A 12207-nucleotide genomic window follows, 5' to 3' on the forward strand; every position below is an offset into this window, starting at 1 on the left:
GGAGGCGGCCGCGTTTCCAGAAATCACCGGCAAAACCATGGACATGGATTGAGGTGACCGCTACGTGCACAGGATCTGGAGCGACCCGTCTTATAACCGATGGTTATAAGTACATAAGAAATGACCATATAGAAAAGGGCCGGTGACTGCCGTCATCCAGCCCTTGAAACGCGCACTCGACCGTCGATACGACCGACACCTGGCAGGGTACGGCGACCTATGAACGAGCCATCGCGCGGATCGTTTACTGGCGTCCGGCGGTGACGCCACCGTCCACCGGAAGCACCGTACCCGTAATCCAGCCAGCCTGTTCGGAGGCAAGGAACAGGATGGCTTCGGCCACATCGCCGGGCTGGCCGTTGCGGCCCAGCGGGTGGAAGGCATCGAACGTGGGCAGCACTTCCTTCACCTGCGCGTCGCTCATGAAGGTGTTGTACACCGGGGTCTCGACCACGGCAGGTGCCACCGCGTTGATGCGGATGTGATGTGGTGCCAGTTCGATGGCCAGGTTGCGCACCATGGCGTGGACACCGGCATTCGCCGCCGAATACGCCGCCGACGGCGTGGCGCCGATGGCCTGGATCGCCCACATCGAACCGGTCTGCACGATGGCACCGCCGCCAGAATCCTTCATGGCACGCGCCGCGGCCTGTGCCGTGAAGAACTTGCCCTTGAGGATCGTGTCCAGGTACCAGTCGTAGTCGGCTTCGGTGAGGTCGAGGAAGGGCTTCGGATTGAACACACCCGCATTGTTCACCAGCACGTCGAGACGACCGAAGCGACGCACGGCGGTGTCCACGAGCTCCTGCCCCGTGCGCGGATCGGCGATGTCACCGTCGGTGACGATCACGTGGCTGCCCGACGGGTCGATATCCTTCGCCGCGGCGACAAGCTTCTGGCGATCGCGGCCATTGATGACCACCTTCGCGCCTTCGGCGACGAAGCGCCGTGCGGTTTCCTTGCCGATACCCGAACCGCCACCCGTGATGGCGATGACCTTGTTTTCGAAACGCATGTCGTTGTGTCCTGTTGTCTTTAAAGGGAGATCAGATCTGGGCAAAGCCGCCGTCGACGGCAATCTCTGCGCCCAGCATGTAGCGGGAGTCGTCGCTGGCGAGGAAAAGCGCGGCCTGCGCGATGTCGTCGGCCAAACCAAGCCTTCCAAGCGGTACGCGTTGCGCAATGCGGGCCTTCGCAGCGGAGACATCCGCATCGGATGCGCTGCCGTGAATGGGCGTGTCGATGGCGCCAGGGCTGACGGCATTGACGCGGATGCGCCGCGCCAGCAGCTCTGCTGACCATGTGCGCGCCAGCGAACGCACGGCTGCCTTGGATGCCGACAGCATCGACAGGCCTGGCGTGCCCACTTCGTTGAGCCACGAGGTGTTGAGGATCACCGAGGCTCCCTCGCGCAACAGCGGCGACACCGCCTGCATGGAAAAGAAGACGCCCTTGACGTTGATATCCATCAACTCGTCGTAACGAGCTTCCGTGGTGGATTCCAGCGGTGTGCCAAAGGCCACGCCGGCATTGGCGAAGAACACATCGAGTCCACCGAGCCGATCGCGCAGCACGTGATGCATGCGATTGAGGTCGTCGTGCGAACACACGTCAGCGACGATGGGTATCACGGCATCGCCAAGTGTCACTGCCACCTCATCCAGCCGTGCCGCATCGCGCCCGGTGATTGCGACACGTGCGCCTTCGCGAGCGAACAATGCTGCCGTCGCAAGCCCGATACCACTGCTGCCGCCCGTGACGAGCGCCGTCTTGCCTTCGAGTTTCATGAATTCACTCCTGCTATGGGGATGCCAGCGAGCGCGACGTCGACACCATGGTCCGCCGCCTCTATAGCACCGGCGATGTAGCCGGGCATCGAGGGCGACCACTCGCTGGCAATGCCGGTCATGACGGCATGCCAGGGCGCGTCGACACGCGAGATGGATACCGCTGGTTCGTGATGACCCGTGGCCATCTGGTCGTCTTCCGTAGCCGTCAGGGCATCGCATGCCCAGTCTTTCAGGTATTCGGCACGCGGCTTGGCCGCCCGCTCGCCGAATAGCCTTGCCAGCTCCGCCCTGCATTGCATACGCAGGTCTTCATCCGAAAGGCGACGCCGCATCGTGGCCGGTATGCCGATGAAGCCGAACAAGGCGCCGCTGCCATCGCGAGGCGACGCATCGTGTATTTCGACGAGCGGCCCCGTGTTGCTACGCGCATGGCCCGACAGGCCTTGTTCGCGCCAGAAGGGCTCGTCGTATACGGCCACGTACTTTGCGTGGGGCGCCATCCAGGTGCCCGTCGATCGCCACTGCCGCATCACGCTGGCTGGCAGCGCGGGAACCAGATCAAGCGTGGCTGCCGCCAGACGTGGAGGAAGCGCCAGCAACACATGGGCTGCCTGCCATGAAACCGAAGCTCCATCGCCACGCACTGCATGCACGTCCACCGTTTTTCCATCGGTGGCGATACGTGTTACGCGGTGCTCCGGCCACAGGCATTCATCGGGTATGCGCCGCGCCAGTGCTTCGGCCAAGGCCACCATGCCACCTTCCAGCCGCAACGACGAAGGCGCAGAGATAAAGCCGGAGAAACGATCCGGCGCGCGACCGATGCTGCGTTCGACCAGCATGTCCCCCGCCTCGTGCTGACCGATAGTGATCAGGCCAAGGCGGGAAACCAGTTCGTGCAGCTCGTGTTGCATGCCGGGCCAGTACCAGGTGGCACCGAGGTCATAGCGGTTTCCATGATCTCCTTCGGGAAACGACAGCAGTCGCCCGCCGATGCGCTGCCGCGCTTCAAGCAGCACGACCTCGCGATGACCACGCTCCAGCAGCCGCGCAGCGGCATACAGGCCGGCTACGCCAGCACCGATGATGACGATGCGATGGATCAGCACGGCAGGTGTCCCGTTTTCAGGTAGACCGTGACGCCTTCGCTGCCCGCCACGAATTGCACGGGACACCCAGAAGGAAACCGCAGCCAGCTACCTTGTGGATAAGCTGTGGTTTCGCCGTGCAGTTCACCGCTGACGACGAATATCTCCAGGTTATCCACAGGTTCGTCGAACAGCGCGTACCCCGCATCCAGCCGATGTATGGCGACGCTTTCATCCGCGTACGTGTGCAGAATGCACACCATCCCGCCGGGCCGTGGCGCCCATTGCGATGGATCGCTCGTGTCCACGCGGACATCGCGCGTATCGCCTTCATCCATCTGGCGAAGCTTCACGAAGATCGTCGTGCCGTGCGTGCTGGATGGTGCGTGCGACGACCCTGAAGGATGACGCAGGTAGCAACCCGCTGGGTGGTCACCGCCGTCATCGCGGAAGATGCCTTCGAGCACCAGGATTTCTTCGCCGCCCGGGTGGACGTGGCTAGGAAACGACGTACCGCGCTCATAGCGGACCAGGCTGGTAGCGCGTGCACATTCCTCGCCGATGCGGTCGAGCATCATGCGGTTGACCCCCTGCTGCGGCGAATCCACCCAGCGATAGTCGCCTGGTGTAACGATCGCCGGCTGAGAGAGATCGGCGTGGATACGCATGACCGCCTCAGGCTGCCGGCAATGCGTCGAACGCATCCAGCGTACGCGCCGTATAGGTCAGGGCAGCGCCGGCATTGAGTGCGATGGCCGTACCCAGTGCCTCGGCGATTTCCTCGCGCGTCGCCCCGTGTTCGGCCGCCATCTTCACATGCGTGGCAATGCAGCCGTCGCAACGGGTCGTGATGGCGACCGCCAGGGCGATCAGCTCATGGACCTTCGCACTGAGGTGGTTGCCCTGCTCGCCGCTGGACATCATCGACAGCCCGCGCATCACGGGCGGGTTGAGCCTGGCGAAGTCGCCGACGGTGCGATGCAGCTCGTCGCGATAGGTATTCCAGTCATACAGCATGGCGTTGCTTCCCATGGGTGATCGAGGTAGAAAAACTATTCACACCCCGGCAAGGCGGTGTGCTCGGTTCGCTTTATGGGAAGCATGGTGATCCCCGGCTTGCGGGCTCACAAACGGTATATTCTTGGGCTCATATAAAGAATTTCTTTATCGCCATGAAATCACCCGTCTTCCTCAACGCCCTGCGTGCCTTCGAGGCCAGCGCCCGGCACCAGAGCTTCTCGGCCGCCGCGGCCGAGTTGAGCGTCACCCCCGCGGCCGTGGGGCAGCTGGTGCGCAGCCTGGAGGACTGGCTCGGCACCCGGCTGTTCCATCGCAGTACCAGCGGCAAGGCCCGCCTGGTGCCCACCGAAGCGGCGGAACGCGCTTTGCCCGACATCCGTGCGGGATTCGACCGCCTTACGCTGGGCCTCAGCCGCCTGCGTGAGTCGTCAGCCAGCGGTGTCCTTACCGTGACCGTAAGCCCGGCATTCGCGGCCAAATGGCTGTTGCCCCGCCTGGAACATTTCCAGGCCGAGTACCCGGATACGGACGTACGCCTCGATACCAGCCTGAAGCTGATGGACTTCACGGCTCAGGGCATCGATATCGGCGTGCGCTATGGGCGTGGCGAATGGCCAGGCCTCGTAGCCGAGAAGCTGATGGACGAACAACTCTTTCCCGTATGCTCGCCGCAATGGCTTCGGCAGCACCCGGACGTCAGCGAGCCATCCTCGCTGTCGGCACGCATGCTGATACACGATCAGTCCGTGGATACGCATATCGGTTTTGCATCCTGGCCCACATGGCTTGCCCACGCGGGTACGCCGGAGGTGGATACCACGCGTGGCCTGCGCATCAACAACTCGGCCGCCGTGCTCCAGGCGGCCATCGACGGCCATGGTGTCGCGCTTGCCCGCAGTGTCATGGTGAGGGACGACCTGGCCAGCGGCAGGCTCGTGCGATTGTTTCCCCATATCGGGCAGGCTTCCGAACTGGCCTACTTCGTGGTCTATCGTGCCGAATGCGCCTCGCTGCCGAAGCTGCTGGCGTTTCGCGACTGGCTCATGCACGAGGCACGTGCCGCCTGAACGTCAAGGCGTCCTCACAAACAACGCACGGGTCGTTCAAGGTCTTCTGGTAAGGCTGGAATCTCTTTTCAGGAGTCCTGTCATGGCCAACGAGAAAAACCGTCCGCCGCAACACCCCGGCCAGAACGATCCGCCGGAGCATCCGCGCAACCCCACGCGCCAGCGCGAAACCAACGATTCGGGTGACCCGAAGGACGATTCGGGCGAAGACAACCAGCAGCAGAAATAACCTGTCCTGCACCTTCGAGGAGAACGCCGATGCTCCAGCTCAACCCGCCGCTGCCGATGAACACCCCGAAGGGCGAAGGTTTTGCCCATATCCTGATCGACTATGGCCCGGAGTCCGATCTGTACTGGACGGTGTTCATCACGGCGACCGGGGAGATCTGGACCTTCTCCAACCGTGAGGTGCGCGCGTCGAAGAACATCACGCTGGGACGCACCTCCCCTTCGGTGCCACGTGCGGTACGGCGCGCGGAAGCGGGTGACGGCGCCGTCGTGGCACTGGGATCGAAAGACGCCCTGTAGGAGCGCGCCTTGCGCGCGGCCCAACGGTGCGGATGTGGCATTAACAGCGGTCGCGCGCGAGGCGCGCTCCTACAGGGGGCCGATGGTGTGCGGGCATCTCGCTGGCTTCACCTGGTGGGGCACACGCTGCCAACGCCCACCCTTCCACACCGGGCGAAGGAATCTGCGAAATCCATGTCCCGCTCCGAAGCCGTCTCTCCCGACCGTCGCGAACCCCACCTCACGGCCCTGCGCAATCTCAAGATGGCGCGCTCTGCGCATGCCTTCGTGCGAGGGAACACCCTGCAGTTCTACGAGTGGCTGGAAGGTGCGGATCGCACCCTGCCCAAGGGACCCGATATCTGGATCTGTGGCGATTGCCATGTCAGCAATATCGGCCCGGTGGCTGACCGCGAGGGCGGGCTCGATATCCAGATCCGTGACCTCGACCAGGCGGTGATCGGCAACCCCGCGCACGACATCGTGCGGCTGGCGGTCTCTCTCGCTACCGCGGCACGCGGTTCCGACCTGCCCGGCGTGATCACCACCCGCATGGTGGAGCAGCTGATCGCGGGATACGAGCGCGGCATGGGTGGCGGTCGCAAGGAGTACCGCGTGGTGGCACGTCCGGACACCATCCGGCTGGTGATGAAGGCGGCACTCAAGCGCCGCTGGAAACATCTGGCACGGGAACGCATGAAAGGCGTGCGCCCCGATATTCCCGAGGGTAAACGCTTCTGGCCCGTGACCGACGAAGAGCGGGCGCAACTGGAGAGCCTTGCCGCCACCGATGGCATGCGTGCGCTGGTGACCCAGCTGGTTCACCGCGACGACGATGCCACGATCGAACTGCTGGATGCGAAGTACTGGGTGAAGGGTTGCAGCTCGCTCGGGCGCCTGCGTTATGCCCTGCTCGTGCGATTGGCCGCCAAGGGTTCGCCGGACGAGTTGTGTCTGGTCGACGTCAAGGAAGCCCTGAAGGCTGCCGCGCCCCGCAGTGCCGATGCGGGCATGCCACGCGATAACGCCGAACGCGTGAAGCAGGGTGCGTTGCACCTGGCCCCCAACCTCGGCGAACGTATGATGACCGGACGCATCCAGGGCCGCACGGTGTTCGTGCGCGAGCTGCGCCCGCAGGACCTAAAGATCGACCTGGAGCGCCTGGCCGACACCGAAGCCATGGACGTCGCCCATTATCTCGGCAATGTGGTGGGCCGTGCGCATGCGAGCCAGCTCTCATGGCCCGAACGCAAGAGCTGGCTGGGCGAGCTGGCGCGTAACCGGCCCAGGAGCATCGATGCCCCCTCATGGCTGTGGCGCAGCGTCGTCGAGCTGGTCCAGGCGCACGAGGGTGGTTACCTGGAACATTGCCGGCGCTTCGCCAACGAACTGCGTTGAGGCGAGTGCGCCCGCCGGCGCCTTGTGGATAACCCGGTAGATATCCACAGACATACCGACAAGCGCGCTTGTGCTGCTACGCATGGCTTGTGGATAACAAAGCACATATCCACAGGTTGATCCCCTGCTCGAAAAGAGCCTTACCTCGAAAGGGGTAAGGCCATGCCCGCCACGACGTCCTCGAACGAACGATGGCCCCGCACATGTTCGGCCCCCTCGTGATCGAACGCGATATGGCCACTGTTGATCGCCTGGTTCATTTCGACGAAGCCCCTGATCGCAGTTCGTGAGAACGGGTTCTGCGCCAATACGCCTTCCCATGCGTTTTCATCGAGGGCCGCGGCCGTTACCGTCCGGCCCAGCGCGTGGCCCAATGCCCTGGCAATCTCATCCGGAGAGCGGGCTTGCGGACCTTCCAGGTTGATGATGCGACGGCCTTCCCACGACTGCCGCAGCATGTCGGCGGCCACATCGCCGATATCGGCCGTAGCGATCATGGGAAGCGCTTTATCCACAGGCGCCAGCAGACTGGGCAGCACACCCTCGCTGGCCGCCACGGCAAAGACCCGCTCCCAGTTCTCCATGAAGTAGGCGGCGCGCAGGAAGGCCACGGGGATGCCAAGCGTCGCCATGCGTTGCTCGGCCATGCGGTTGGTGGCGATCACGCCGACACCATCGCGATCCGCTCCAATCGACGAAAGCAGGACGAGCTTCGGCAGACCAGCCCGACGGATCGCTTCCGTTACGGCATCCGTCGTCCTCTGCGCATGCTCGAAGAGGTCTTCGCGGTCGTAGCCCGGCGGCTTGACGAGGTACGCTGCGGTGGCTCCCGCAAAGGCAGCCGCCATGCCCTCCACGTCGGAGAAGTCGGCCACGACGACCTCCGCGCCGCGCTCCTGCCATTGCGCAGCCTTGCTGATATCCCTCAACACCACGCGTACCGGCTCGCCTTCTGCAAGAAGACGCAAGGCCACGACGCGGCCGGTACGACCGGTGACACCTGTGACGACGTACATGATTCACCTGACATGCATGCCCGGACCGGGCGACCCGCCTAGAATGGTGATCGCACGCCCCCTCCCCAAATGCAGCAAAGACATAGCCGACATGCATCCGGTGGATATCGCTTCGCTCGATCTCAACCTGCTGAAGGTGCTGGACGCCTTGCTGAAGGAAGGCAGCGTCACGCGTGCCGGTGTACGACTGGGCCTCAGCCAGCCCGCCGCCAGCCGTGCCCTGGCGCGGTTGCGCAAACTGCTCGGGGATCCCCTGCTGGTGCGCACACCGCAGGGACAGGAACTGACCCCACGCGCACTGTCACTCGCGGAGCCGCTGGAACGCCTGTTGGTAGAAGTCCGGCAGATCGTTGCGCCGGTACGCTTCGAGCCATGGACACTGGTAGGCCGCTTCACCGTCGCCAGCATGGATCACCTGACGACGCTGGTCGTACCTGGCCTTTCGGCGCGCCTGCAAGAGCTTGCACCCAACGTGGATGTCGCCGTGCTTCCTGCCCGGGGCGACAACGTGGACCTCGTTACGCGCGGCGATGCCGATGTCGCCATCGGTCGTTTCGACGTCGATGCGCTACCCGCCAACATGCACTCGAAGCAGCTGTACGACGAACGGCTGGTGTGCGTGATCCGGCGTGATCATCCGATTCGTCAGGCACCATGGAATCTCCCGGCCTTCCTGTCGCTGGCTCATGTCGTGACGACCATCACGGGCGATGGCCCGGGCCTCGTCGATACGGCGCTCGCATCGATGGGGCATTCCCGCCGTATCGCGTTGCGTCTTCCCCAGTTCCTTACGGCCCCCCTGGTGGTGGCACAGGGCGACATGGTTGCGGTAATTCCCGAACGCCTGGCGTTGTACCTGTCGCGCCAGCTACCGCTGGCCCTGCTTGAACTGCCCTTCGCACTGGCGCCTTTCCCGTTGTCCATGATCTGGCATGCGAGGACTCATCGCGACCCGCGGTCCGCCTGGTTACGCCAGCAGCTGATGGCCGTCGTAGCGGCGGTTCCGGTCACGGAAACCCGAGGTATCGAACCGGACTGAATGTACGTCGTTGTGGATAACTGCATACATATCCACAGGGAAGTCCACATGCATCGGCGGTGCGATACACAGATGATTCTCAAATCTTGAGACTTACTTCCTGACCATGTAGCCGAAGCCACGAACGGTGCCGATGGCCTCTTGCCCGAGCTTGCGACGTAAGGAGTGCACCAGCACTTCCAGCGCGTTGGAGCCCACGTCGGAATCGCAGCCATAGACCGAGCGTTCGATGACATCACGCTGCACGATGCGACCTGGCCGGCACATCAGCGCGCGCAAGACGGCGAATTCCCTGCGGGTAAGCTCCACACGGCGTCCCTCCAGCGAGACTTCGAGCCGGCCGATATCCATGTGGATAGGGCCTGCCTGCATCCCGTTGTCGGCTTGTCCTTCATGGCGTCGTGCCAGGCAGCGGGCCCGTGCCGTGAGTTCGTCAAGGTCGAAGGGCGTGGCAAGACAGTCGTCGGCACCAGCATCCAGGGCGTCGATACGCGCCCTGGCGCTGTCGCAGGCCACGATGACGAGAATCGGCGTGCGTACTCCGGCGCGCCTTGCATCACGCAGCAACCCGGTATCCACGGGCTCGGGCAACGCAATTACCACGAGATCCGCATCGGGCTGGCGCAGCGCTTCCAACGCACTATTGCCCGCGTTGATCCACAAGACCGTACAGGCCATCTGTTCGAAGGCGCGCTTCATCGCCATGCCCTGGCGTGGATCTTCTTCGACGATGATGACGTACATGTGGCAACCGGCTCCTTTGGAGAACCCGATTGTGCCGTGAATCACGCCACTTCCGTTACACGACTTCGGCCAGCCCACTTATCCACAGGACCTACGAAGCCCCTGTAGGAGCGAACCTTGTCCGCGACCGCACAAGCGAAGACAAACCAGGTAAAACACCCGATCCGACGAAGCGAGCGATCACCGCCCGCCCCATCAGCACAACGCTTCCCTCGCCATAGCCATCATGACGATGGTCGCGCGCAAGGCGCGCTCCTGCCGTTACTTCGGGCCCAGGATACTTTCGAGGCCGCCCGAGCGCGGCATGCCGCCGAACTTCGACAGCTTGCCGTCCGCACCCTGCTGCACGATGCCCGGCGTACCCTGGATATCCAGCGACATCATCAGCGCAAGGTTGCCGTCGAGCTGCTTCTGCACCTCGGGCGAAATGGTCTTCTCCGCCGCAATGCCACCCTTGGAGAACGCTTTTTCGTTGCGGGTAAGGGCTTCGGCCGGATCCTTCGCACCGAGGATGGCCGCCGCCTTGGCCGGGCTGTCCTCGCGGATGATGCCCACGACCAGATAACGGATCTGCACCTTTCCGCTTTCCACCCACGGCCGCGCCGCTTCCCAGAACGCATGGCAGTAGGGGCAGTTCGGATCGGTGAAGACATAGACCACGCGCGGCGCGCTGGGCTTGCCGTCCAGCACCCACTTCGACTCGGACAGCTGCTTCATGATCTTCGCCGCACGCGGCTTGATCACCAGCTCGTCCATTTTCTTCGCATCGATCCGGCTGCCCTGGGCATCGACGCGCGTGCCGACGATGGCATTGCCGTCAGGCGTGACATAGACCGACATGGGCTCGTCGCCGACGATGCCTGCAAAACCCCGTACGCTGCTGCCCGCGTCGAACTCCTGGACGTCGGTGAGGCCTTGCGCCTGCAAGGCCTTGAGCACGGGTGGCGGGGTCTTGCCATCGGCCGCATGGGCTCCGGTCGAGACCATGATGGCCATGGCGAGGACGGCGCGGGGCCACAGGGGCAAACGGATCATGGGCATTCCTTCATCGGTTGTTCTTCAGGGACAGACCGATGTTCGCCGGTTTTCCTTACATGCGAAACCCAAGGGGCGCCGGATCAGCTTTTGGCTGAGAGCCTAGCGCAGCCGCAGGCTGTAACGAACGAAGTCATCGGCGCTGACGAATTCGTCGTAAAGACGCCTTGCCGGATTGTCCTGGCGCGTGTGCCAGTAGAGGCGCGACCAGCCCTGTGACTTGCCTGACGTTACGAGGTCTTCGATGAGCTTTCGCCCGATGCCCTTGCCACGGCAGGACGGATCGACGAACAGGTCTTCGAGATAGCACACCGGTTCCACTACCCAGGTTCCCTCATGCAGGAGGCTGATGCTGAAGCCGACCACGGTGCCGTCCATGTCGGCCACGCGGCAGGTCAGTGCGGAATCCGTGCCGAGGATGCGCTGCCACGTTCTCGCTGTGACTTCCGGGGCAACGCTCGCTTCGTAGAACGCGTTGTAGCCGGCCCACAAGGCCAACCACGCAGCTTCGTCGGCGGTGTTGGCATCCCGGATGATGAGGTGATCAGACATGCGAAAGTTTTCCTGGAACTGCGTGGGGTATCAGGTCAGCGCAGGCAACGTGTCAGCAAGAAAGTCTACCAGCGCCCGCACAGAGGGCAGCATGTACCGCCGCGACGGAAAGACAAGGTGCAGCACCAGCTCCGGTGTGCTCCAGCCTTCGAGTACCTTGACGACGTCGCCACGATCCAGCGCTGCCTTGCAGGCTGCGTCGGGCAGCATGGCGATACCCAACCCGCGCATGGTGGCGTTGAGGACGGCTTCGCTATCCATGCAGGTAAGCACCGGCTGGTGGCGAACCATCGCCGACTGGCCCGTCGCATTGACCAGCGTCCATTCCTGCCACCCGTCTCCTGCCCCATAGACGAGGGTGCGCTCCTGGCGCAGGTCTTCCGGATGCGACAGCGCGGTATGTGGTTCGTAGTTTCTGCCTGCAACAAGAATGCGCCTGCTCACTCCGAGCCGCTTGGTAACAAGATCGGGCTCCATGTCGTCAGGACGATAGAGCCTTATCGCGACATCGATGGACTCTCCCTGGAGGTCGACGCGCCGGTCGGTGGTCACGACCACCAGGCGAACGTTCGGATAGGAGGCCATGAACGTCGGAAGGTGCGGAGCAAGATAGAGCCGCGTCGCCAGGGCGGGGCAACTCAGGCGGACCAGCCCGCCCGGACTGGCGCTCGCCACATCGACGACTTCCTGTGCGGCCAACGCCTGTTCTATCGAAGACTGGCTGTGCGCAAAGAACCGGGTACCCAGCTCGGTCAATGTCACCCGCCGCGTGGTCCGGTGAAGCAGGCGTGCACCAAGACGCTCTTCGAGCATGGCAACCCGGGCGCTGAGTCTCGACTTCGGAATATCCAGCACGCGAGCGGCCGCGGAAAATCCACCGTGCTCGGCCACCATCACGAAATAGTAGAGATCGTTGAGATCTTCGAGGATCGCCTGGGTCTTCACTGGATT

Annotated in this window: 15 protein-coding genes; 5 read left to right on the forward strand and 10 right to left on the reverse strand. The window is 63.4% G+C overall.

Going from position 1 to position 12207, the window contains the following annotated elements; all coding sequences use genetic code 11:
* Positions 1–244 precede the first annotated feature (244 nt).
* From HBF25_RS00670 to HBF25_RS00690, 5 genes are read right to left on the reverse strand one after another with little or no spacing between them, the layout of a single operon-like run.
* Positions 245–1015, reverse strand: a complete 771-nt coding sequence (locus tag HBF25_RS00670; RefSeq protein ID WP_166945602.1) for an SDR family NAD(P)-dependent oxidoreductase — start codon at positions 1013–1015, stop codon at positions 245–247.
* A gap of 31 nt (positions 1016–1046) precedes the next feature.
* The gene (locus tag HBF25_RS00675) at positions 1047–1787 is read right to left on the reverse strand and encodes an SDR family oxidoreductase (RefSeq protein WP_166945604.1); all 741 of its coding nucleotides are present in this window, start codon (positions 1785–1787) and stop codon (positions 1047–1049) included.
* A complete protein-coding gene (locus HBF25_RS00680; protein ID WP_341778001.1) occupies positions 1784–2899 on the reverse strand; it encodes a flavin monoamine oxidase family protein in 1116 nt (371 codons plus the stop codon). The genes HBF25_RS00675 and HBF25_RS00680 overlap by 4 nt, the downstream gene beginning before the upstream one ends.
* The gene (locus HBF25_RS00685; protein ID WP_166945606.1) at positions 2893–3546 is read right to left on the reverse strand and encodes a cupin domain-containing protein; all 654 of its coding nucleotides are present in this window, start codon (positions 3544–3546) and stop codon (positions 2893–2895) included. Before HBF25_RS00685 ends, HBF25_RS00680 begins: the two co-directional genes overlap by 7 nt.
* 7 nt (positions 3547–3553) lie before the next feature.
* The gene (locus tag HBF25_RS00690) at positions 3554–3910 is read right to left on the reverse strand and encodes a carboxymuconolactone decarboxylase family protein (protein ID WP_425483418.1); all 357 of its coding nucleotides are present in this window, start codon (positions 3908–3910) and stop codon (positions 3554–3556) included.
* Positions 3911–4050: 140 nt separating this feature from the next.
* Here HBF25_RS00690 and gcvA point away from each other — a divergent pair, with 140 nt between their 5' ends.
* The 4 genes from gcvA to HBF25_RS00710 all read left to right on the forward strand — a co-directional run bounded on the left by gcvA (position 4051) and on the right by HBF25_RS00710 (position 6870).
* Positions 4051–4965 carry a transcriptional regulator GcvA gene (gene gcvA / locus HBF25_RS00695; RefSeq protein ID WP_166945608.1) on the forward strand — a complete coding sequence of 305 codons (915 nt, stop codon included), beginning with the start codon at positions 4051–4053 and terminating at the stop codon, positions 4963–4965.
* A gap of 82 nt (positions 4966–5047) precedes the next feature.
* Positions 5048–5194 (forward strand): hypothetical protein, encoded by a 147-nt coding sequence (locus tag HBF25_RS00700; protein WP_166945610.1) that lies wholly within the window; start codon positions 5048–5050, stop codon positions 5192–5194.
* 29 nt (positions 5195–5223) lie between these two features.
* A complete protein-coding gene (locus HBF25_RS00705; RefSeq protein ID WP_166945611.1) occupies positions 5224–5493 on the forward strand; it encodes a hypothetical protein in 270 nt (89 codons plus the stop codon).
* 174 nt (positions 5494–5667) lie between these two features.
* The gene (locus HBF25_RS00710) at positions 5668–6870 is read left to right on the forward strand and encodes a DUF2252 family protein (protein ID WP_166945613.1); all 1203 of its coding nucleotides are present in this window, start codon (positions 5668–5670) and stop codon (positions 6868–6870) included.
* A 140-nt stretch (positions 6871–7010) separates the two neighbouring features.
* Here HBF25_RS00710 and HBF25_RS00715 read toward each other — a convergent pair whose 3' ends face one another.
* The gene (locus HBF25_RS00715) at positions 7011–7886 is read right to left on the reverse strand and encodes an NmrA family NAD(P)-binding protein (protein WP_166945614.1); all 876 of its coding nucleotides are present in this window, start codon (positions 7884–7886) and stop codon (positions 7011–7013) included.
* A gap of 91 nt (positions 7887–7977) precedes the next feature.
* Between HBF25_RS00715 and HBF25_RS00720 the strand changes: the two genes are divergently transcribed.
* Positions 7978–8925 carry a LysR family transcriptional regulator gene (locus HBF25_RS00720; RefSeq protein WP_166945615.1) on the forward strand — a complete coding sequence of 316 codons (948 nt, stop codon included), beginning with the start codon at positions 7978–7980 and terminating at the stop codon, positions 8923–8925.
* 93 nt (positions 8926–9018) lie between these two features.
* Here the strand turns inward: HBF25_RS00720 and HBF25_RS00725 are convergent, their stop codons facing one another.
* From HBF25_RS00725 to HBF25_RS00740, 4 genes are all read right to left on the reverse strand, one after another.
* Positions 9019–9669 (reverse strand): winged helix-turn-helix domain-containing protein, encoded by a 651-nt coding sequence (locus HBF25_RS00725; protein WP_166945617.1) that lies wholly within the window; start codon positions 9667–9669, stop codon positions 9019–9021.
* A 261-nt stretch (positions 9670–9930) separates the two neighbouring features.
* Positions 9931–10704 (reverse strand): thiol:disulfide interchange protein DsbG, encoded by a 774-nt coding sequence (gene dsbG, locus HBF25_RS00730; RefSeq protein WP_166945618.1) that lies wholly within the window; start codon positions 10702–10704, stop codon positions 9931–9933.
* A gap of 102 nt (positions 10705–10806) precedes the next feature.
* Positions 10807–11256, reverse strand: a complete 450-nt coding sequence (locus HBF25_RS00735; RefSeq protein WP_166945620.1) for a GNAT family N-acetyltransferase — start codon at positions 11254–11256, stop codon at positions 10807–10809.
* Between the two features lie 30 nt (positions 11257–11286).
* Positions 11287–12201, reverse strand: a complete 915-nt coding sequence (locus HBF25_RS00740; RefSeq protein ID WP_166945621.1) for a LysR substrate-binding domain-containing protein — start codon at positions 12199–12201, stop codon at positions 11287–11289.
* Positions 12202–12207 lie beyond the last annotated feature (6 nt).

This window comes from Luteibacter anthropi (genome assembly GCF_011759365.1).
GTDB classification, from domain to species: Bacteria; Pseudomonadota; Gammaproteobacteria; order Xanthomonadales; family Rhodanobacteraceae; genus Luteibacter; species Luteibacter anthropi.

What these genes read in the sequence shown, in the direction of transcription:
- HBF25_RS00670 (WP_166945602.1), bottom strand. Translation starts at nt 1,015, where the DNA reads ATGCGTTTCGAAAACAAGGTCATCGCCATCACGGGTGGCGGTTCGGGT.
- HBF25_RS00675 (WP_166945604.1), bottom strand. Translation starts at nt 1,787, where the DNA reads ATGAAACTCGAAGGCAAGACGGCGCTCGTCACGGGCGGCAGCAGTGGT.
- HBF25_RS00685 (WP_166945606.1), bottom strand. Translation starts at nt 3,546, where the DNA reads ATGCGTATCCACGCCGATCTCTCTCAGCCGGCGATCGTTACACCAGGC.
- HBF25_RS00690 (WP_425483418.1), bottom strand. Translation starts at nt 3,910, where the DNA reads ATGGGAAGCAACGCCATGCTGTATGACTGGAATACCTATCGCGACGAG.
- gcvA (WP_166945608.1), top strand. Translation starts at nt 4,051, where the DNA reads ATGAAATCACCCGTCTTCCTCAACGCCCTGCGTGCCTTCGAGGCCAGC.
- HBF25_RS00700 (WP_166945610.1), top strand. Translation starts at nt 5,048, where the DNA reads ATGGCCAACGAGAAAAACCGTCCGCCGCAACACCCCGGCCAGAACGAT.
- HBF25_RS00705 (WP_166945611.1), top strand. Translation starts at nt 5,224, where the DNA reads ATGCTCCAGCTCAACCCGCCGCTGCCGATGAACACCCCGAAGGGCGAA.
- HBF25_RS00710 (WP_166945613.1), top strand. Translation starts at nt 5,668, where the DNA reads ATGTCCCGCTCCGAAGCCGTCTCTCCCGACCGTCGCGAACCCCACCTC.
- HBF25_RS00715 (WP_166945614.1), bottom strand. Translation starts at nt 7,886, where the DNA reads ATGTACGTCGTCACAGGTGTCACCGGTCGTACCGGCCGCGTCGTGGCC.
- HBF25_RS00720 (WP_166945615.1), top strand. Translation starts at nt 7,978, where the DNA reads ATGCATCCGGTGGATATCGCTTCGCTCGATCTCAACCTGCTGAAGGTG.
- HBF25_RS00725 (WP_166945617.1), bottom strand. Translation starts at nt 9,669, where the DNA reads ATGTACGTCATCATCGTCGAAGAAGATCCACGCCAGGGCATGGCGATG.
- dsbG (WP_166945618.1), bottom strand. Translation starts at nt 10,704, where the DNA reads ATGATCCGTTTGCCCCTGTGGCCCCGCGCCGTCCTCGCCATGGCCATC.
- HBF25_RS00735 (WP_166945620.1), bottom strand. Translation starts at nt 11,256, where the DNA reads ATGTCTGATCACCTCATCATCCGGGATGCCAACACCGCCGACGAAGCT.